Below are 18,648 nucleotides of genomic sequence, written 5' to 3'. Positions count from 1 at the left end.
TACAGCCAGTTTCACTCCCTCCTTCTTCGTGCGCCAGATATAAATAGCCTCAAGATCTGTGGTCTGGCGGCCCCGGGCGCAACAGCAGAGCCTCTCCACCGTCTCGGGCCGTTGACACCACCCAAATCCATAAACTCCCTGAAACGAAAGAGTTGTTAGCATGCTCCCTTCCACGGTTGAGGATTACCTCGAAGCGATCCTGGAGATCACGGAGAAGAGCGGCCGGCCAGCGACGCTTGAAGAGATTGCAGCTGCCCTCAAGACCGGAAAGGAGACCGCCTCATCGACCATAGCCGCTCTGGTGGAGGAGGGCTACCTGGAGCGGATGGGCGGCGACGCCGTCCGGCTGACTGAGAAGGGTGCAGCGCTGGCCTCGAAGACAGCGCGAAAACACACCGTCCTCCTGTGTTTCCTGACCGAGATGCTCGGGGTCGATACCGACTCTGCAAGCAGGGAAGCCTGCACACTCGAGCACGGTATATCCGATGACACCATCGAGCGTCTCTCTACCTACATGGGCGGGGACCTGCCCTTACCAGGACGGACGAGGCGGCGCCGGGGTCGGGAGACCGTCACCCTCCTCGACTGCAACGAAGGCGATACCGCCAGGGTTGCGCTGATGCGCGGCCAGGGCGGCGGGCACCGGAGATTGCTCGATCTCGGGATCTTCCCTGGTGAGATTGTGGAGGTCCGTCGAAAACTCCCGAATAATTCTGTTGTTGTCAGGGTGAAAGGCTGTGATATCGCCATCAGCCCCGAGATCGCGGGATCGATATTCGTGGAGTCCTGCCCATGAGGATCGCTCTGATCGGCAATCCCAGCGTTGGCAAATCCCTGATCTTCAACCAGCTCACGGGTCTCGGGGTTGAGGTGAGCAACTATCCCGGAACCACTGTCGAACTTCAGCGGGGAAACACCTGTTTTCAGCGCGAGATAATCGAGATCGTGGACCTCCCCGGCGTCTACTCCCTGGAAGGGAACTCTGAAGAGGAAGACCTTGTCCGCCGGTTCCTGGAGCAGGAGGATGTTGACGCCGTCGTCGTGGTCGCGAGCGCCACCCGTCTGGAGCGCAACCTCTACCTCCTACTTCAGGTGGCGGAGTACGGCCTTCCCATGGTCGTCGTCCTGAACATGGTCGACGAGGCCGCAAAGCAGGGGCTCGATATCGATCCCGGCCCGCTCCACGATCTCCTGGGCGTCGAGGTCATCCTGACGGCCGCATCAAAGGGGCTGAACATCGACCGGATCATCCCGGCGGCCCTTGCCGCATCCCGACCTGCAAAGGTCGAGATCCCCTACGACCATCACATCGAGGCAGCCATCAGGAGCCTGGGAAAGATGTTCGGGGTCGACCGAAAAGAGAGTCTCCGGGCGCTCCAGGGGTTCGGCGAGAACCCCGAACTGCTCGAGGCGGCCCGGACGATCGCCGACGAGATCGAGTCGCGGCACCGAATGACGGTCGCCCAGATCATCGCCGCAAACCGGCACAACTTCGCCCGCAGACTGGCCGAACTTACCGTGAGGGAGCAGCACCCACCCCCCGGCGCCGATCCTGACAGCATCCTGACCCGTTTCATCCCCGGGATGCCGATCCTGATTGCGGTCCTGGTCGGGATGCTCCTCTCTGTCTTTGTGGTGGGGTCTTTCCTGGAAGAGATGATCGTGGAGTTCTTTGAGGTCTACGCAGTGCAACCGTTCCTCGCGCTTGGACTGCACCCGCTTCTTGAAGAACTAGGGGTCTCAGTTCTGATTGCACTCCAGGCAGGTCTCGGGATAGCGCTACCCTACGTCTTCCTCTTCTACGTCATCATCTCAATCCTGGAAGACTCCGGCTACATGACCCGGGCGGCGTTCCTGGCCGACAACGTCATGCACCGCCTCGGGATGCACGGCGGGGCGGTCATCCCGCTCACACTGGCGTTCGGGTGCAACGTCCCGGCGATCATGAGCATCCGGCTCCTGCGCTCCCGTCGCGAGAGGATAATCGCCTCTTTCCTCGTAACGATGGTTCCCTGCTCCGCAAGGACGGTGATCATAGCAGGGATCGTGGCCGGTTTTGTGGGTCTTGCGGCGGCGTTCAGCGTCTATGCCATCGTATTTATCCTGATAATTCTTACCGGCCTTATCCTCTCCCGGGTTATGCCCGGGGAGCGGTTTGGTATGATAATGGAGATGGTCCCGCTGCGCCGGCCTGAGCCGCGACTGGTGATGAAGAAGGCCTGGTCGCGCCTATCGGAGTTCCTGTTCATCGCGATGCCTCTCCTCCTTCTCGGGAGCGTCGTCCTCGGGCTGCTCGAGTTCTTTGGTATCATGACGGTCTTTGAGGGGATAGTGGAACCGTACACGATGGGGCTCCTGGGGCTTCCCGGCTACTCGGCAACAGCGCTCATATTCGGGATCCTCCGAAAAGAGATGGCGTTTGAGACCCTTGCAATCCTGGCGGGCACTGCAGACCTCGGGGCGGTTCTATCCTCGCTCCAGCTCTACGTATTTGCGGTGGTGACCGTCCTCTTTGTTCCCTGCCTTGCAACGGTCACGGTTCTCCTGCGGGAGGTCGGTTCGCGGATCACGCTCGCGGTCACGGTATACACGGTCACTCTCGGCCTCCTGATCGGAGGGTTTATCCACCATCTATTTTCATAACTGGTGTAAGGATGTACATCTACGAGACCGGTATCCCGCTGATCGACCGGGAGTATGGGGGCATGCATGCCGCGACCAATATCCTCCTCCTTGCCCCTCCCCTCTCCCACGCAGAGCACCTGGCATACCGGATCGCAAGCCCGAGACCCGGGGAGTGGACGGTTGCCCTATCGACAGACGAGCGTGCCGCCGATGTTGTCAACGCGTTCCGCAAACTGGGTGCGGACAGGAACCGGGTCGGTATAATCGATGCTGTCACGAAGGGTTCGGTGCCGACCGTGAGGGACACCCCGAAGGTGAAGTTCGTCACGAGTCCACTTGACCTGACCAGCATGGGGATCAAGTTCTCCCGGATGGTGGAGGATATGTGGAAGGAGGGGGCGATGGTTGATCCCGAGGGTCCGATGCCTCCGCCGGTCAGGTTCTGCCTCAACTCGGTCTCGACGATCCTTATGTATGCGCAGCTTGAGGTGACATTCCGGTTCCTCCATGTCATCACCAACCGGGTGAAGAAACTGGAGGGGGTCGGGATCTACACCCTCAACAGTGAGTCGTTTGACAGGCGGTCGGTCTCCATACTCAAGCAGTTGATGAGCATGGTGATCGAGGTGAGGAGGGACGAGGGGAGAGTGCCTGCAGACCACGATTTTCGGGTAATCGGGATCCATGGCAGGACGACTCCCTGGATCCGATACTTCTACAACGATGGCATGGTGACGATCGAGGAATGATTCTCGGCGACCCTATGCTGCCTGGAGCGGGTGCCCCGTGCTGACGTTTGTTGGTCTTGGTCTCTATGACCTGGGGGATATATCGGTCAGGGGTCTTGAGTACGTCAAATCCGCTGATGTCGTCTTCCTTGAGGGCTACACATCGCGGTTGATGGGAACGGATCTTGCTTCGATGGAGGCGTTCTTCGGAAAGGAGATCCGGGTGCTCTCCCGGGAGGATGTCGAGCAGGACGCTACCGAGATCCTGGAACGTGCCGCTGCCGGCAGGGTGGCGTTCCTGACGGGGGGCGATCCGATGGTCTCGACGACGCACGCCGATCTCCGGATACGGGCGGACGCGGCCGGGATAGAGACCTCCATCATCCACGCCGCCTCCATATCAAGCGCGGTCTGCGGTCTATCCGGGCTGCAGAACTACAGGTTCGGAAAGTCGTGTTCCATACCGTTTCCGGCGAAGGGGTGGTTTCCGACGACCCCCATCGAGACGATCGCGATGAACCTCGGGCTGAACCTCCACACGCTTGTATACCTGGATATCCAGACCGACCGCTACATGCGGGTTCCGGAGGCGATTGAGATAATCGAGGAGATGGCGGAGAGGCGGGGGGTCGAACCGCCCGTGCTGTATGTCGGGATCGCCAGAGCGGGGTCGGAGCACCCTGTGGTTGTTGCAGGGAGCGGCAATAAACTCAAGGAGACCGATTTTGGACCGCCGCTCCATGTCCTGGTCGTCCCGGGGGACCTCCATCCGGTGGAGCGGGAGTACCTGGAGACGTTTGCCGGTCTATGACGCTGGAGGAGTATGGCATCCTCCTCGAGGGTGCTCTCGCGAGGGTGCGGGTCGCCGTCCCGGAGGAAAGACCGCTCTTTCGGGTGGCGGCGGAGGTGATGGAGATGGCTGCGGCCTACCAGAGCGACGGGGTAACGTTTCTTGAGGCCGGTGACAGGGTGAACGCGCTCGCCGCCTTTGCCTACGGGCTTGGCTGGCTTGATGCCGGTTCGAGTCTTGGGCTGCTTGAACCATATGCCGTCCATCTGCCAGAGACCGTGGACGCATGCATCCCTCCCTCTCAGACCGGTCGTCTGGACGAGAAGACCCGGCGATACCGCCGTATGCTCGATTCCGCTCTGGCGGGTGTCAAAGAGGCGCCGGACGTCTCAAGTCCGCTCCACGCTGCTGCGCGGGAGTTCCGGTCGGTTGCGCAAAGATGGTATGAGGCGGGCGAAGACGGTCTTGATGCTGGCGATCTCACCGCCGCCCTTCTCAGGTTGAGTTACGGGTATGCCTGGCTTGATGCTGGTATCCGGGCGGGGCTCTTCCGGGTGACCGGTAGCCGGGATCTATTTACCGTGTAGGCGGTCTTTCTCATGAACGGGTTGATACCACGCAGGGTTGCTCGATCCTCCTCTATCTCCTGCATCTCCCTACCTCCCCGCCGCTCAGAGTGCTCTACAGGCACTGTATCAATGAGGAATCACAGGGGGCTCTATCCCTCACCATTTCAACCGCCGGCGGGTATTTGCACCATATAAAGGCGGTGAACCACCACCGCAAGTTAAAATAGTATCCTGACGATACCCTATTGGTTCAATTTCGGGTGCTTCCCCGGGGGATTATCCGAAAATCCGCAGAACCGATCTGTGGATCCCGTTTAGGGGTTTCCGGGCCAGGTCTCCAGAGCCCGCCCGTGGAGCAATGGAGCATGAACAGGTCTCAGTTAAAGTGGCTGCTTGTCTCGATCGGTTTCAGCGTTCTCGTTCTGGCCATTGTCCTTTACTTTACAGTTGATGAGACCACGGTTGATTACCTCCGCCGGGTAAACCAGCTCTACATCATCGCCGCGGCGCTCCTTCATATCCTCTCCCTGGTCTTCTGGTCGCTCCGGATTCAGAAGATGTCGGGGTCGCTCGGGTTTCGTGTACGGTTTTCGCACTGCATGAACCTGGTTCTGGCAAACATGCTCGTTGCGGCGGTCACACCATCTCAGGCGGGTGGGGAACCAGTCCGGATTCATGAACTCTACCGCGCTGGTGTCCCGGTGGGGGACGCCACCGCCGTCGTCATCATGGAACGCGTCCTTGACGGTATAATCCTTGGCGCACTCGGGGTCTTCTCAGTTCTCTTCCTCGGGAACTACTGGCGCGGCCTGACCACAGGGGTCAGTGGCATGGGCGTCCTGCTCGGCGTTGCCTGGGTCGCCATCACCCTCTTCGTGCTCTTTTTTGTCTACTCGGTGAAGAACCCGGACTACCTCAAAAGGGCGCTTAAGTGGGGCTCGCGCTGGATAGACCGCCGCTGGCACCTGAAGCGGCTTGAACATCTGCTGGAGGCGATCGACCGTGAGGTGGACAACTTCAGCAATGCGCTCGCCAGGTTTGTAGGTCACGGAAAGGTAGGTCTTTTCTGGGGGGTGGTCTTCAGCGTTCTCTTCTGGCTTTCGGAGTTTGTCATCGCATCGCTCCTGCTCATGGGTCTTGGCCAGCCGCCACACCTCATCGAGTCTTTCGTCGTTCAGATCGTCGTTGCTATCATCATGATGCTCCCGCTCACGCCGGGAAGTTCGGGTATTGCGGAGCTCAGCGCCACCTCATTCTACAGCCTCTTCGTACCCTCATCGATCGTGGGCGTCTTCGTCCTTCTCTGGCGGCTGATCCTCTACTACCTCAACATCGTCCTTGGCCTCCTCCCCGGTCTCGTGATTGTCAGACGTGAGGTCATGGCCCGCGCCAGAAGACACCGTTGAGGGACGTCAAGATATAAACGTCAGGAGAGTGATCTGAGATAAACAGATGACACCTCAAAAATGCAGGGTACAGGGAGTCTTCATGGCGGTGAGCGAGATGGGAGCAGCACCGACTGTCCTCCTTGATACCGGCGGAGAGAGCATGATCCCCATCTATATCGGGCTCTGGGAGGCTATCTCGATCAGCAACGCGCTCAACAGCGAGGTGCTCCCACGCCCAATCACCCACGATCTAATCATCGAGGTCTTCCGGAACTTCGAGATAGTCCTCGACGCCCTTCAGATCGATGCCATTGAAGATGGCGTCTTCTACGCCAAACTCATGTTGCGGCAGGGTTCACACACCGAGATGATGGACTGCCGACCAAGCGACGGGATAGCCATTGCTCTTCGCTACCCGGCGCCGATCATGATCGAGGATACGGTTGTTGAGATGGCGGCCGTAAAGAGGGACGACCTGCCAAGGATGGTCGACCTGAAGGACTACCTCTGACCGCCCGGGTTCTCACTTCCGACGTGCGGCGAGTTCTTCGAGCACATCGGCGGGATCGACGCCCGACGCCTTGAACGCTACCAGCAGGTGGAAGAGGAGATCTGCGGCCTCGGATACCGTTCTCTCAGGCACCTGGTTCTTTGCGGCCAGGATGAACTCGACAGCCTCTTCGCCGACCTTTTCCAGGGATTTATCGACCCCTTTGCGGTGGGTCAGGATTGAACTGACGTAACTCCCGGCGGAGGGGTGGTCCGCCCGGTCCTGGATGACCTCCCAGAGTTCTTCGAGGATCGTCCAGTCACGCATGTTTTGCTTCTCCTGCAAGAACCTCGCCGAGTTCGGCATCGAAGTAACGGGAGAGAAGGTTTCGCGCCTTCTCGATGGTGCACCCGCCCTTGCCTATGGCGATACCGAGATCACCCCTGTTGACGTAGACCGTGATCTTCCCGTCCTCCCCTCTCTCGACACCGGTGACCTCGGCCGGTTTGAAGACGTTCTTTGTGAATTCCTCGATCTCTGATGAGTATTCGACCATCTCAACACGTTTTCCAAGAACCCGCTGCATCTTGCGGATGTTGCTCCCCTTCCTGCCTATGGCGAGACCCATGTCTCCTTCTTTTATGAGGTATACGATGCGGTCGAAGCGCTCGTCGATTATGCAGTCCAGCGCGGTCGCCCGGGTGAGTATTCTCAACTCTTCGATATATCGTCGTTCCTTAAATGATAGGGTTCTTATCATCGAAGTTGTCCTCAATGGGAATGATGCGGTAAGTTATAGTCACTGGTGGGTTATATACCTGAGTGGCCTGTCATACATGCCAGCCGGATCTCCTGTAATAAGTCGTCTTCGATCGATAGGACGGTTTTAACCTGTATTCCATGCCCGGGGTTGTCTCTTTGCCGGAGGCTTTCGGTCATACCGTAGTTTAATATTTGAGTATTTGCAGATCACTGCTGATGTTCGGGCGCTACAGGGGCACGTTCAGGAGTGAATCCGGGGAAATTCTGATAGAGGTTGAGGAGGGTGACGGTCTCCTGACCTACCGGCGCAGGTGCGGGGAGGATAAGTTCGAGCGGATCCTTGTAACCAGGATGGCCGAGGTTATCATCAATCCCGTGGAGCCTGTCAACCTTCCAAAAGATATCACAAACTTCCTGATGATAGAGTTTCCGCCCCTGATGATCGAGCCCGGTGTTTCCAGTACGGTCTACCTCAAGTTTCCAGTTGAGTTTGGCGTCTTTGTGGAGTCTGCGCGGGATATCGAGGTGGCGGATATCTTTGCTCCCACCACCCAGAAGTACACCCTCTACGGCACCCCGACCCGGGGGCTGATAGCCCGCTGGTATGGAAGCGAGGTCTACTCCGAGATCCCTGAGGTTGATCTCTACCGGGAGGGGGTGATGGAGTTTACGATCACCAACACCTACCGCGAGTGGGTGGAGGTCTCCCGGGTTGTCTTTGAGAGCGTCGATATGAAGATCTACTACGGCGACTTTGTTGCCTCCACCGCAACCATGAGGATCCTGGGTCCGAATCTTGCTGAGACCGACTTTATAGACGCACCGCCGAGGCCGGGTATGGTGAAGTCGATCGAGTTATATACCGCCCGAAAGATCTCGGCGCTCAACCGGGGTTACCTGATGGAGTGGGGGCTCTCGTAATGTTCAACGTGACCGCAATCCTGGAGATGCCTCTCGGTGCGGGGGGTATCACCATCTGGAGTCTCCTCTACTTCACCCTGATCCTGGTAATTGGCGTGCTTATCGCGAGGTTAGTCTCGATAAACGTCCGGAGAGCCCTCATGGACAGGTTGCCGGTGAACGAGCGCGAACTCCTCACTAAACTGGTCTACTACGGCATAGCAATCGTGGCTCTGCTGGCCGCTCTCCCGCAGCTTAACGTTGACCTCTCGGGGCTCCTTGTGGCCGGTGGTATCGCCGGTATCGTCATCGGGTTTGCGAGCCAGAGCGTCATATCAAACCTGATCTCCGGGCTCTTCCTTATGTTTGAGCGCCCCATCCGGATCGGTGATAACATCAATGTCTCCGATGTCACCGGGTCGGTGGAGGATATCAGGATCCTCTCAACGGTCATAAAGACCTTTGACGGGATATACATCCGGATTCCGAACGAGAAGGTCTTCACATCAAACATCACAAACTATGTCCATAACGTTGCCCGGCGGTTTTCATACCAGATCGGCATCCGATACCAGGACGATGCTGCTCTTGCAATCCGGATCGCAAAGGATGTCATCGAGAAACATCCGTTTGCGCTCAGGAACCCGTCACCCTCTGTCTTTGTCGACAACCTGGGGGACAACGGTGTCAACCTGACCGTATTCATCTGGGCGCCTGCCCGGAACTGGTGGGAGGTCAGGACGGACCTGCTCTGGAAGATCAAGCGTGCGTTTGAGGAGAATGGTATCCAGATACCCTTCCCGCAGCGCACGGTCTGGTTCCCGGAGCGGATTGAGGTGGAGCAGCGTTCCGCCGTGGAAGAAAAATAACTTTTTTTTTGTCCGGTCTTTCAGACCCGGTGCACACACCCTACCCCACCGGCCCGGAACGAGGCCGGGTAGCGTTCCTGCAGGTGCGCAATATTTTCGGTGCAGTGCGACGCTGAGATGCAGTCCAGCCTGGCAAGTTCCTTGAGATCCCGGGGTGAGAGGCTGTGCAACCCGCCGATGACACCCCGGACCCTCCCTTCCTGCGAGACCCTCTCGATGATCCGGGCGATGTGGGGATGAGCGCAACCTGTAATTATCAGGTAACCTGCAGGCGTTGTGAGAACGAGAGACTGTTCCTGGACGGTCGTTCCGAGCGGTCCGGTCACGGCAACCCCGTCCGTGACCTCCGTCCAGCCGCGGACGATCTGCGGGGCTGTCAGGTCGCTGATCCGTTCGAGCGTCTCTCTGGAGAAGGCGCTGTGGACGAAGACCTCCACACCCGGGTTTGCATCCAGGATTGACGCAAACCCGCCAACGTGGTCGTGGTGGTCGTGCGAGAGCACAACGGAGCGTATCTTCGCAGGATCGATACCGAGCGCCCGCATGTTCGAGGTGAGGACATCTCCTTTTGCCCCGGTATCAAAGAGCAGCCCGCCCTCCTCCACCAGGCAGGAGAACCCCCAGTCGGTCGTGAGTCCCTCCCGGAAGGGGATGTTGTTGTAGACCTCGGTTATGGTGAACATGAGTGAGGTTCCATTCCTCCAGGGCGATGATTATCCTTCCCGATGGGGCAGCAGAGAAAAAGAGGGTTTTTTGTCTAGGAGAGGATGTATGTGATGTAGACGCTTGCGGTCAGATCGATCTCGCCGACCTCAAGCGGGGTCTTTACGGCGGCACCCGATGCCTGTTCCATCACGTAGCGGTTGTCGTATGCCATGGGCACGTAGCTCCCCCCGACGTTGACCTCTTTTACGTCAACGATATTCTTTCCAAGGGCCGCGGCGACCGCGTCAGCATCGCCCCGCGCCTGCGCCACGGCGGCGGTCAGCGCCTGAGACCGGTATTCCTGCTGCTTTTCGTCGCTCAGGGTGAATACCACGGAGTTAACCCTGTTTGCTCCGCTCTCAACCGCCAGGTCGACAACCTCCCCTGCGCGGTTGACGTCGTTCAACGTCACCTGGAGAGTGTTGACCACCCGGTAGTACCTGACCTTTGATGATATCAGGCCGCTGCTATCAGTATCGGTCACCGGGATGATGCTGTATCCGGCGGTCTTGATATCCTTTGCCGGGATGCCGGCCGCCTTCAGCGCGTTTATCACAGCGTCCATCCGCTGCGCGTTCTGCTGCTGGGCTACCTTGACATCGGCGTTCTCGGTCTCGACCGCGAAGGCTATGATCGCCTGGTCGGGGGTCGTTGTCACCTTACCCGTGCCGGACACCTGGATCACCCTCTCGCTGGAGTCTCCCTGCGTCGCTGCGGTGACGTTCCCGATCACCGCGGCGCAGAGTACCAGCATTAGTGCGATCCCCAGAAGTGCTGTCTTTCCTTGCATGGTATCGATCAGTTCTTTACCGGGCAAAAATAAATACCTTCCTTTAACTACGAGAATTTTCGTAGTTTTAAACCGCGCAATCGCAAAATTGGGCGTGTATACCTGGAATTTCAGTCTCAGGCCCGGGACACCTTTCAGGTTCCGCCTCCACCGTCAATTGCGGCCTGGATTGCATCCAGGAGTTCTCTGGCGGACTGGTAGCGGTTTGCGGGGTCTTTTTCCAGGCACCGGAGGATGATCCGGTCGAACGCCGGTGGTGGCATGGGCCGATCGTTCAGGATGGCCTCTGCCAGACCGGCGAGGTTCTCGCCTGCAAACGGCGGTCTGCCGGCTACCAGTTCGTAGAAGATGGCGCCTGTCTGGTAGATGTCGGTTCTGGCATCCGGTCGACCGTAACGTTCGGGGGCGATCTGTTCGGGGGCGGCGTAGGCCAGTGTGTAGCCGGTAACCCCGGTATCCCGTCCCGCCTCAACCAGTCTGCCCATCCCCCAGTCGGCGATCCTGGGGGTAAGGTCCTCGGTGAGGAGGATGTTCCCGGGCTTTATATCGAGGTGGACAATCCCTTTTTCGTGGGCAAAGGCAAGTCCTGCGGCTATCCCGGCGACTATCCGTGCGGCGGTCCCGGTGGGCAGGGGTTTATCCAGGTCGTTTAACGTACGGGGCAGGTACTCCATCTCGACGAAGGGCACCGGGAGGATGTTGACCGAGTGGACTGCCAGGATGTTCGGGTGGTTGAGGTCTTCCAGGAACCGCATCTCGTTCATGAACGCTCTCCCGGTCACCTCGTCCCGGGCAAGCGGGACCTTCACGGCCACCATCTGGCCGTCGTCTCGCCTTCGTGCCGAGAAGACCTCTCCAAGTCCGCCTCTCCCGATGAAGGTGACCCCTTCGTAGCGGTCAGCAAGTTCTGGCGGGAACCCCGATGGTCGGGAGACCACCGTGCGGTAGGCATCGGGCTCCCTCTTCTTCAGGCGGCGGGCGAGGATGGCAGACCCGCCGACGATCAGGACGAGAACCAGGATTGCCGGCCAGATGCCCGCCCCGGGTGTCGCGGTATCCGCAGTCTCCTTGTCTTTGTTCTGCCCGGGAGCGTCGGCCGGGCCCCGGTTCAACACCTCTTTGACCGCTTCGATCGCCCGGGATGAGGCGTTCGCATGCTCAGGCGGCCCCGCTGCGTCTGCGGGAGGGATGAGGGCGATGAGGATGGTAGAGACCAGGAGCAGGGCGATCAGGTCAGGTCTCATCCGGCACCACAACCCCGGGGGCGATAAAGACCAGGGTCGCTCCCGATGCACCCTTTGCAATCTCGATCAGGTCACCGTCGTGGAGTTCATGTTGCCTGCCCTTATCGAGCCGTCTGCCGTTCACGAAGGTGCCGCCGGTGCTGCCGCAGTCCTCGATGAACCAGCCGCCGGTGCTATGATGCCGGGTGATCCTGGCGTGTGGTCGCGAGACGCGGGTGACCGCTGCATACTCCTCGCTGAGGACGATCGCCTGATCCGGTGGGGCGCCCGCCGCCGGGTCGACCCGGCCGATGGAGATACGGTCGTGGTCGAGCGGGAATACTTTTCCGTCCTCCGGGCCGCCGAGGAGGATGACGGCCGGCGACGGTCTGCCAAACTCTCCGGAGAAGGTCTTGCGGACGCTGGCCAGCCTCTCTGCCAGCACCTCGTCTGTGAGCGTCAGCCGCAGGTTTGCAAAGAGTCCGAGAGTTCTTGTGATGGCCTCAAGCCCTCCAGGCACAAGCGAATACTTCCAGACCGGCCGAACACCCTTTGCGGTGGGGCGTGATAGACCGGCCTCTTTCCGGACGACCCCGATCTTCATCAGTCTGTCCAGGTGCTTCTTTGTGTTCTCGTAACTTGTCTCGATCGCCGCCGAGATCTGCCGGATGTCTTTTGGACTACGTTCGATGGTCTTCAGGATCTTCAGCCTGGTGCTGCTGCTGAGCACGTCCAGGTACTCGGAGAGTTCCTCCAGGTCGTCGGCATCCGTATCCAGGACAAGCGTCCTTGCGTCATCGTCGGTCATGGGATCTCTCGTGCGGGAGTTCGGTCGGTGTATCTTTTCACCCCTCTGGTGATGAAGGTTGTGCGGATCACCACAACGTTCAAGTAATTCACAGGCTGAAGACTCCTTTAACCGTGAGACCTGCAACGCCCATCTCCTGTTTTGAGTCGCCCGCACCCACCCGGACAGTGGGTATGCCGGGGGTGTGACCCCTGCCGGGTGATGCGGGGGCAACCAACCTTGAGGTCGCGGCGATCCTTCGCGAGGTTGCCGATCTTCTTGAGATCCAGGGTGTCCGGTTCAAACCCCAGGCCTACCGTAAGGCGGCGCTGGCGATAGAGACTATGCCGGAGGATATCGCCGACGTGGCGGCAGCAGGGAAACTTGAGGAGATCCCGGGCGTGGGAAAGGCGATTGCAAAAAAGATCCAGGAGATCGTTGAGACCGGCAAACTCGGTTACCTTGATAGTCTGCGCCAGGACCTCCCGGAAGGGGTGCTTCACCTGGTCCAGATCGCAGGGATCGGGCCGAAGAAGGCGATCGCCCTCTCTAAGGCGCTCGGTATACGGACGGTCGATGACCTGGAGGCGGCGGCGAAGGCCGGCCGGATCCGCGATCTCCCGGGGTTCGGGGAGAAGACCGAGCGAAACATACTTGAGAGCATTCAGATGAGCCGGCAGTCTAAGGAACGGCGGCTTCTCGGGCAGATCTTGCCTCTCGCCCTTGATATCGAGCGGCGACTGGCGGCGCATCCCTCGGTTCGCAGGGTTAGCCTTGCCGGGTCGATCCGCCGGCGAAAGGAGACGGTGGGAGACGTCGATATCCTGGCAACATCGACAAACCCTGAGGAGGTGATGGAGGTCTTTGCCAGCCTGCCGAGGGTTGAACGCGTCCTTGCCCGCGGGTCGACAAAGACCTCGGTGGTGCTTTCGGCCGGCATCCAGGTCGATCTCCGGGTGGTGGAGGATACGCAGTTTGGTGCCGCGTTGCAGTACTTCACCGGCTCAAAGGAGCACAACATAGCGCTCCGGAAGCTTGCCATCGCCAGGAACTGGCGGTTGAACGAGTACGGGCTTGTGGATCTCTCAACCGGCCGCCAGATCGCGGGCGAGGACGAGGTGGGTGTCTACCGCGCCCTCGATCTCCCCTGGATCGAGCCGGAACTGAGGGAGGACCGGGGCGAGATCGAGGCGGCCAGGGCCGGGAGACTGCCCAACCTGGTAGGTTACGACGAGATCAGGGGCGACCTCCACGTTCACACCACCTGGAGCGAGGGCGCTCACTCCATCGAGGAGATGGCGGAGGCCGCAAGGGCGCTCGGGTATGACTACATCGCGGTCTGTGATCACGCGGAGGCGCTACGGATCGCCCGCGGTCTCTCGCCGGAACGTCTTTCTGAACAGGTACGCGAGATCGAGCGGATCAACCGGGAGGGCGACGGCGGGTTCACCGTTCTCGCCGGTATAGAGTGTAACATAGGTCCTGAGGGCGGTCTTGACCTTCCTGACAGAGTCCTCGCCGATCTCGACGTGGTGGTGGCAAGCGTTCACTCGGGACTGAAGCAGCCGGAAGAGGAGATGACGAAACGGCTGATCGCGGCGATGCATAACGATAATGTCGACATCATAGGTCACCCGACGGGTCGGATCCTGCTTGAACGCGAGCCTTCAAGGGTCGATCTTGCCGCGGTCTTTGAGGCGGCGGCAGATCTTGGGGTTATGCTGGAGATCAACGCCTACCCATCCAGGCTGGACCTCTCTGACGTCAACGCCCGTGCGGCCCGCGATGCGGGTCTCCGGCTATCGCTCGGCTCAGACGCTCACAGCCGGGAGAACCTGCGGTTCATGGAGTTAGGGGTTGCGACGGCCCGGCGTGGATGGCTCACCGCGGATGATATAGCCAACACCCGGCCGCTTTCTGAACTGAGGAAGATCCTTCGGTCATGAGACGTCGCTGAGGCGGGAGGGGTGGCCAGAAAGCGGGAGATGAACGTGTCTGAATCCTCTCTTTATGCGGTCTCCACGATCTCAACGAGCCTGATCTCAAACGTCAGGGGCTTTCCTGCCAGGGGGTGGTTTGCGTCCAGGGTCACGCCAGATTCCGTGACGTCGGTGACGGTCACTATGGCTGCCCAGCCGTCGGGCTGCTGGATCTGGAACTGCTGGCCGGGCTCGGGCTCGATATCAGCAGGGAACTGGTCTCGATCGATGGTGATGGTCATCTCCACCAGGTGTGGGCCGTATGCGTCTTCGGGCTGGATTGTGGTGGTTCTCTCTTCTCCCGGCTCCATGCCGACGACGGCACGTTCAAACCCCGGGATGACCTCGCCGTTCCCGATGGTAAACTCGAGGGGGTCGCGGTTCTCGGAGGAGTCAAAGACGGTCCCGTCTTCCAGTCTTCCGGTGTAATGCACCCTGACGGTGTCGCCTTCTCTGGCCAGTGTCATACTTTTTATCACCACCGGGAGCGTTGTCGCCGATCCCTATTTATGTGTGCCGGTGAGCGTCACCTCCCGGATTTCCGGGTGGCGTGCAGGATCCCCATCACTCCCTGGGTGCCGCTGATGGGAGTCCTCTCGATCTCAAACTCGTAGTGTCTCCCGATGTAGTCCAGGAGCGCCCGGTTCACTGGCCCCCCGATCGGGGGCATGTGGAGTTCCATCTCTATCCGGCGGATGCCGTCAAGGTCAGATGGCCGGAGGGTCCACTCTGCACCCTCGCAGTCGCACTTTAGAAAGTCGCACCCTCCAGCCATGCTGATGTAGTCGGAGAGGGGTCTGGTGGTCACCTCGACAGTCCGTCCGCCCCAGGTGATCCGGGTGCGTTCGCCGGTGCCGAGCGCCCCCTCTGCCACGGTGACGTTGAGACGGTTCCTGGCGATGTTTTCGCGGAGGACTTCTGCAAGGACGGGTTCGACGGCCAGAACGTGGTCGGAGAGTTGGGCGGCCCGGATACAGAACCCGCCAACGTTTGCGCCGATGTCAATGACGATCTCATCTCTCCGGATGTCGTCAAAACGGTACTCGCCGACGAGGTAGATGGCGTCGGCCTCTGGCGGCATCTGCCGGAAGGTCAGGCCATCGTCTGTGGTGAGGAGGGGTGTGTCCTTTCGGTGCATTGAAACGGTCTGGTTGTGGGTTTTTTCACCGTGCCGGTCGGGTGCCCCCATGTTTGGGGGGTTCTGGTTCTGTCTTTGGTGTTGTGAAAGAGCGTCCCGGTTGGGGGGATCACTCTTCGTTCGATGTTCCTGCGATCTCAATGGGCTGGTCCAGCCTGACCCTGCCGATGCTCTTTCCCTTCATCCTCTCTACGACCTGGCCGGCGAGTCTCTCGGGAACCTCGACGGTTGAGTGGGTCTCGTAGATGTTGATCGCCCCGATGGCGTTTCCCGGGATCCCGGTCTCGCCGGCGAGCGCTCCGACGATGTCCTTTGGCCGGATCTGGTGTAGTCTTCCGGCAGGTATCCGGAGGAGGGCGGTTCCAGGCCGGAGATCCTGGGGCTGGCCCTGGCCTGTCCCGGCGAGTTCCTGTTTCAGGAGGGCGGCGGCGACCTCGAGTGAGGTGTAGTCCTCGGCGACGATACGCTCGACGATGTTGATGTAACGGTCGAGACCGCCCTCGTTTATGGTGTGTTTCACCCGTTCGATGAGTTTGCGCGTCCGGCTCTCTTCGACGTCGCCGGGGGTGGGGAGGGGGATGCGTGCGATCTTGATCCGGGTATAGTCCTGGATCGTCCGGAGTTTGAAGTAGTCTTTCGGGCCGACGAAGGTGATGGCCCGGCCGGTTCTCCCTGCCCGTGCCGTTCGGCCGATGCGGTGGATGTAGTATTCGATGTCCTGGGGGACGTCGTAGTTGATGACCAGGTCGACGTTGTCGACGTCGATCCCCCTGGCGGCGACGTCCGTTGCGACGAGGATATCGATCGTCCCGGAACGGAACTTTGCCATGACGCGGTCACGCAGCACCTGTTTCATGTCGCCGTGGAGTCCTTCGGCGAAGTAGCCCCGGGCCTGGAGGTGGGAGGTGAGTTCGTCGACGCCTTTCTTGGTGTTCGCGAAGATCAGGGTGAGGTCGGGGTCGTATATGTCGAGGACACGGGTGAGGATCTCAAGTCTGTCGCGGCTCCGCACCTCAAGATAGAGCTGCTCGATCTGGGGGACTGTCACTTCCCGGCGTGCGACCGAGATGAACTCGGGGTCTTTCTGGAACCGTTTTGAGATCTCAAGGATGGGTTTTGGGAGGGTGGCCGAGAAGAGGACGGTCTGGCGGTCTTTTGGGGTCTCGTCCAGGATGGTCTCGATGTCCTCTCTGAAACCCATGTCGAGCATCTGGTCGGCTTCGTCCAGGACGACGAGTTTTACGGAGTCAAAGGAGAGTGTGCCGCGGTCGAGGTGGTCGAGCACCCGGCCGGGTGTTCCGACGACGATCTGGGCGCCGCGTTCCAGTGCCCGGAACTGACGTTCGATGGGCTGACCGCCGTAGATGGGGAGGATGGTGATCCCTTTGTGGTAGGCTGCCAGCCGGGCGAACTCTTCTGCGATCTGGATGGCGAGTTCGCGGGTTGGGGAGAGGACCAGAACCTGGGTCTTCCGTTTTGTGGGGTCGATGCGTTCGATCGCGGGGATGCCAAACGCTGCTGTCTTTCCTGTGCCGGTCTGGGCCTGGCCGGTGACGTCGCGGCCTTCGAGCAACGCCGGGATGGTGCTGACCTGGATGGGCGTTGGCTCTTCGAACCCCATGTCTTCTATCGCACGGAGGGTTTCTGGCGAGATATTGAAGTCCTGGAATCTGATATTACTTTCCATTCGTTAGATCTTCGTCTTCTGACCTCTTTATATGTCGCATCGTGCGATCCGGTTGGGGGCTTCGGGCTCCCCCCAACGATCTTTTCCGGGTAGGGGCGGTTTCAGTCGTCTTTTTCCAGGATGTATGCGATCGTTCCTTCTTCGAATCCTTCTCCGGCGGGGAAAAACCCGTTCTTCTCGAGCACCCGGATGGCTGCGCCGAGTTCGGGGTAGATTGTTGCTGTTATCCGTTTGATGCCGGGGACGGAGAAGATGGCGGGGATGAGGTGGCGGACGGCTTCGGTTGCATAGCCCTGGCTTTGGTACTCGTCGAGGACGGAGTAACCGATGAGGACGGTGTCCCCGTCGTCATCGGCCGTTGGCGGGGTGGCGATCGCGGCGCAGCCTATGAGGACTCTGCCGCCCTCTGCGGGGTCGTCCCGCACCCAGTACCAGGTGGCGAAGAAGGGGTCGCCTTTTTCGGCGATCATGAGGGAGAACGCGTCGCGGGTGTCGTCGTCCAGGAGGGGCGGGGGCCAGGATCCGGGGACGGCGGCATCGAGGAGCGTGGCGAGTTTCTCGCGGTCGCTCTGGAGGGTCTCAAGGGTTGCCGGGATCAGGTCCAGGCGTTCGGTGCGTATGCGGGTGGGTTTCATTCGTTTCACAACCAGAGTAAGGTTATCGAGGGGAGGCTATTATCTCTTGTGGGATCTGTCTTTGCCGGCAGGACCTGACCGGGGGTTTCCGCCCGCGGTTAGACCCGGTGGGTCTCTTTCTTCTCAAGGAGGAAGGCGATGGTTCCCCTCTCGAATCCTCTTCCGGCACGACGAAACCCGTTCTTCTCGAGCACCCGGATCGATGCGGTGTGGTCGGGGTGGGTTGTTGCCATGATCCGGCGGATGCCGGGGACGGAGAAGGCGGTACTGACGATCTGGTGGACGGCCTCGGTTGCGTACCCGCGGCCCTGGCACTCCCTGACCACGGAGTAGCCGATGAAGAGGGTGCCGGGGGTGGGTGCAGAGGCGATCCCGCCGAGGCCGATGAGGAGACGTTCTCCGGCGGCGGGTTCGTTTCGCACCCAGTAATAGATGGCAAACTGGGGGTCGGTCTTATCGGTCATCATCCTGATGAAACCGGCGAGCGCCTCGTCGTCCAGGAGGGGCGGGGGCCAGGATCCGGGGACAGCGGCATCGAGGAGCGTGGCGAGTTTCTCGCGGTCGCTCTGGAGGGTCTCAAGGG

At 60.0% G+C, this 18,648-nt stretch carries 21 protein-coding genes; 10 read left to right on the top strand and 11 right to left on the bottom strand.

Annotation, left to right across the window (positions count from 1 at the left end; genetic code table 11):
- Positions 1–160 precede the first annotated feature (160 nt).
- The 7 genes from QMC91_RS08355 (at position 161) to QMC91_RS08325 (ending at position 6,611) form a co-directional block, all read left to right on the top strand.
- Complete coding sequence (locus tag QMC91_RS08355; RefSeq protein WP_300237620.1) at positions 161–796, top strand: metal-dependent transcriptional regulator; 636 nt, start codon at positions 161–163, stop codon at positions 794–796.
- On the top strand, positions 793–2,643 hold the full coding sequence (feoB, locus tag QMC91_RS08350; RefSeq protein WP_300237619.1) for a ferrous iron transport protein B: 1,851 nt from the start codon (positions 793–795) through the stop codon (positions 2,641–2,643). Before QMC91_RS08355 ends, feoB begins: the two co-directional genes overlap by 4 nt.
- Positions 2,644–2,654: 11 nt before the next feature.
- Positions 2,655–3,374, top strand: a complete 720-nt coding sequence (locus tag QMC91_RS08345; RefSeq protein ID WP_300237617.1) for a hypothetical protein — start codon at positions 2,655–2,657, stop codon at positions 3,372–3,374.
- A 37-nt stretch (positions 3,375–3,411) separates the two neighbouring features.
- The gene (gene dph5, locus QMC91_RS08340) at positions 3,412–4,164 is read left to right on the top strand and encodes a diphthine synthase (RefSeq protein ID WP_300237615.1); all 753 of its coding nucleotides are present in this window, start codon (positions 3,412–3,414) and stop codon (positions 4,162–4,164) included.
- The gene (locus QMC91_RS08335) at positions 4,161–4,730 is read left to right on the top strand and encodes a DUF357 domain-containing protein (protein WP_300237613.1); all 570 of its coding nucleotides are present in this window, start codon (positions 4,161–4,163) and stop codon (positions 4,728–4,730) included. Before dph5 ends, QMC91_RS08335 begins: the two co-directional genes overlap by 4 nt.
- 347 nt (positions 4,731–5,077) lie before the next feature.
- Positions 5,078–6,118, top strand: coding sequence for a flippase-like domain-containing protein (locus QMC91_RS08330; protein WP_300237611.1), 1,041 nt, complete (start codon positions 5,078–5,080; stop codon positions 6,116–6,118).
- A 46-nt stretch (positions 6,119–6,164) separates the two neighbouring features.
- Complete coding sequence (locus tag QMC91_RS08325; RefSeq protein WP_300237609.1) at positions 6,165–6,611, top strand: bifunctional nuclease family protein; 447 nt, start codon at positions 6,165–6,167, stop codon at positions 6,609–6,611.
- 12 nt (positions 6,612–6,623) lie between these two features.
- Here the strand turns inward: QMC91_RS08325 and hisE are convergent, their stop codons facing one another.
- Together hisE and QMC91_RS08315 are read right to left on the bottom strand one after the other, a co-directional pair.
- Entirely contained in the window at positions 6,624–6,917 is a 294-nt protein-coding gene (gene hisE, locus QMC91_RS08320) for a phosphoribosyl-ATP diphosphatase (RefSeq protein ID WP_300237606.1), read from the bottom strand.
- The gene (locus QMC91_RS08315; RefSeq protein ID WP_300237604.1) at positions 6,910–7,350 is read right to left on the bottom strand and encodes a NusA-like transcription termination signal-binding factor; all 441 of its coding nucleotides are present in this window, start codon (positions 7,348–7,350) and stop codon (positions 6,910–6,912) included. The genes hisE and QMC91_RS08315 overlap by 8 nt, the downstream gene beginning before the upstream one ends.
- Positions 7,351–7,568: 218 nt before the next feature.
- On the opposite strand from QMC91_RS08315, the gene QMC91_RS08310 reads away from it, so the two are divergent.
- The gene (locus tag QMC91_RS08310; RefSeq protein ID WP_300237602.1) at positions 7,569–8,273 is read left to right on the top strand and encodes a DUF432 domain-containing protein; all 705 of its coding nucleotides are present in this window, start codon (positions 7,569–7,571) and stop codon (positions 8,271–8,273) included.
- On the top strand, positions 8,273–9,121 hold the full coding sequence (locus tag QMC91_RS08305; protein ID WP_300237600.1) for a mechanosensitive ion channel family protein: 849 nt from the start codon (positions 8,273–8,275) through the stop codon (positions 9,119–9,121). Before QMC91_RS08310 ends, QMC91_RS08305 begins: the two co-directional genes overlap by 1 nt.
- Positions 9,122–9,141: 20 nt before the next feature.
- Here the strand turns inward: QMC91_RS08305 and QMC91_RS08300 are convergent, their stop codons facing one another.
- From QMC91_RS08300 to QMC91_RS08285, 4 genes are all read right to left on the bottom strand, one after another.
- Positions 9,142–9,804, bottom strand: a complete 663-nt coding sequence (locus QMC91_RS08300) for an MBL fold metallo-hydrolase (RefSeq protein ID WP_300237598.1) — start codon at positions 9,802–9,804, stop codon at positions 9,142–9,144.
- Positions 9,805–9,878: 74 nt separating this feature from the next.
- Positions 9,879–10,616 carry an SIMPL domain-containing protein gene (locus QMC91_RS08295; protein WP_300237596.1) on the bottom strand — a complete coding sequence of 246 codons (738 nt, stop codon included), beginning with the start codon at positions 10,614–10,616 and terminating at the stop codon, positions 9,879–9,881.
- Between the two features lie 134 nt (positions 10,617–10,750).
- On the bottom strand, positions 10,751–11,860 hold the full coding sequence (locus QMC91_RS08290) for a serine/threonine-protein kinase (RefSeq protein ID WP_300237594.1): 1,110 nt from the start codon (positions 11,858–11,860) through the stop codon (positions 10,751–10,753).
- Positions 11,850–12,647, bottom strand: coding sequence for an FHA domain-containing protein (locus QMC91_RS08285; protein WP_300237592.1), 798 nt, complete (start codon positions 12,645–12,647; stop codon positions 11,850–11,852). Before QMC91_RS08285 ends, QMC91_RS08290 begins: the two co-directional genes overlap by 11 nt.
- Before the next feature lie 191 nt (positions 12,648–12,838).
- On the opposite strand from QMC91_RS08285, the gene polX reads away from it, so the two are divergent.
- Positions 12,839–14,572 carry a DNA polymerase/3'-5' exonuclease PolX gene (polX, locus tag QMC91_RS08280; protein ID WP_300237641.1) on the top strand — a complete coding sequence of 578 codons (1,734 nt, stop codon included), beginning with the start codon at positions 12,839–12,841 and terminating at the stop codon, positions 14,570–14,572.
- 62 nt (positions 14,573–14,634) lie between these two features.
- Here polX and QMC91_RS08275 read toward each other — a convergent pair whose 3' ends face one another.
- The 5 genes from QMC91_RS08275 to QMC91_RS08255 form a co-directional block, all read right to left on the bottom strand.
- The gene (locus QMC91_RS08275) at positions 14,635–15,072 is read right to left on the bottom strand and encodes a peptidylprolyl isomerase (RefSeq protein WP_300237590.1); all 438 of its coding nucleotides are present in this window, start codon (positions 15,070–15,072) and stop codon (positions 14,635–14,637) included.
- Between the two features lie 59 nt (positions 15,073–15,131).
- Complete coding sequence (locus QMC91_RS08270) at positions 15,132–15,743, bottom strand: FkbM family methyltransferase (RefSeq protein WP_300237588.1); 612 nt, start codon at positions 15,741–15,743, stop codon at positions 15,132–15,134.
- A 109-nt stretch (positions 15,744–15,852) separates the two neighbouring features.
- Entirely contained in the window at positions 15,853–17,430 is a 1,578-nt protein-coding gene (locus tag QMC91_RS08265) for a DEAD/DEAH box helicase (protein WP_300237586.1), read from the bottom strand.
- A 101-nt stretch (positions 17,431–17,531) separates the two neighbouring features.
- Positions 17,532–18,065: a GNAT family protein gene (locus QMC91_RS08260; RefSeq protein ID WP_300237584.1), complete on the bottom strand. Its 534-nt coding sequence runs from the start codon at positions 18,063–18,065 to the stop codon at positions 17,532–17,534.
- A 98-nt stretch (positions 18,066–18,163) separates the two neighbouring features.
- Positions 18,164–18,648, bottom strand: a 485-nt coding sequence (locus tag QMC91_RS08255; RefSeq protein WP_300237582.1) for a GNAT family N-acetyltransferase, incomplete at its 5' end; no start/stop codon positions are given.

The sequence above is a fragment of the Methanoculleus sp. genome, assembly GCF_030019085.1.
Classification (GTDB): domain Archaea; phylum Halobacteriota; class Methanomicrobia; order Methanomicrobiales; family Methanoculleaceae; genus Methanoculleus.
Note: the sequence above shows the minus strand (reverse complement) of the source record. Positions and strands in the feature narration are given on the sequence as shown.

Bases quoted from the DNA above. Each gene is read 5' to 3' on its own strand.
- QMC91_RS08355 (WP_300237620.1), top strand. From the start codon at position 161: ATGCTCCCTTCCACGGTTGAGGATTACCTCGAAGCGATCCTGGAGATC.
- QMC91_RS08260 (WP_300237584.1), bottom strand. From the start codon at position 18,065: ATGAAACCCACCCGCATACGCACCGAACGCCTGGACCTGATCCCGGCA.
- QMC91_RS08300 (WP_300237598.1), bottom strand. From the start codon at position 9,804: ATGTTCACCATAACCGAGGTCTACAACAACATCCCCTTCCGGGAGGGA.
- QMC91_RS08315 (WP_300237604.1), bottom strand. From the start codon at position 7,350: ATGATAAGAACCCTATCATTTAAGGAACGACGATATATCGAAGAGTTG.
- QMC91_RS08265 (WP_300237586.1), bottom strand. From the start codon at position 17,430: ATGGAAAGTAATATCAGATTCCAGGACTTCAATATCTCGCCAGAAACC.
- QMC91_RS08270 (WP_300237588.1), bottom strand. From the start codon at position 15,743: ATGCACCGAAAGGACACACCCCTCCTCACCACAGACGATGGCCTGACC.
- QMC91_RS08310 (WP_300237602.1), top strand. From the start codon at position 7,569: ATGTTCGGGCGCTACAGGGGCACGTTCAGGAGTGAATCCGGGGAAATT.
- QMC91_RS08345 (WP_300237617.1), top strand. From the start codon at position 2,655: ATGTACATCTACGAGACCGGTATCCCGCTGATCGACCGGGAGTATGGG.
- QMC91_RS08285 (WP_300237592.1), bottom strand. From the start codon at position 12,647: ATGACCGACGATGACGCAAGGACGCTTGTCCTGGATACGGATGCCGAC.
- hisE (WP_300237606.1), bottom strand. From the start codon at position 6,917: ATGCGTGACTGGACGATCCTCGAAGAACTCTGGGAGGTCATCCAGGAC.
- QMC91_RS08330 (WP_300237611.1), top strand. From the start codon at position 5,078: ATGAACAGGTCTCAGTTAAAGTGGCTGCTTGTCTCGATCGGTTTCAGC.
- QMC91_RS08290 (WP_300237594.1), bottom strand. From the start codon at position 11,860: ATGAGACCTGACCTGATCGCCCTGCTCCTGGTCTCTACCATCCTCATC.
- QMC91_RS08325 (WP_300237609.1), top strand. From the start codon at position 6,165: ATGACACCTCAAAAATGCAGGGTACAGGGAGTCTTCATGGCGGTGAGC.
- QMC91_RS08275 (WP_300237590.1), bottom strand. From the start codon at position 15,072: ATGACACTGGCCAGAGAAGGCGACACCGTCAGGGTGCATTACACCGGA.
- QMC91_RS08295 (WP_300237596.1), bottom strand. From the start codon at position 10,616: ATGCAAGGAAAGACAGCACTTCTGGGGATCGCACTAATGCTGGTACTC.
- feoB (WP_300237619.1), top strand. From the start codon at position 793: ATGAGGATCGCTCTGATCGGCAATCCCAGCGTTGGCAAATCCCTGATC.
- QMC91_RS08335 (WP_300237613.1), top strand. From the start codon at position 4,161: ATGACGCTGGAGGAGTATGGCATCCTCCTCGAGGGTGCTCTCGCGAGG.
- QMC91_RS08305 (WP_300237600.1), top strand. From the start codon at position 8,273: ATGTTCAACGTGACCGCAATCCTGGAGATGCCTCTCGGTGCGGGGGGT.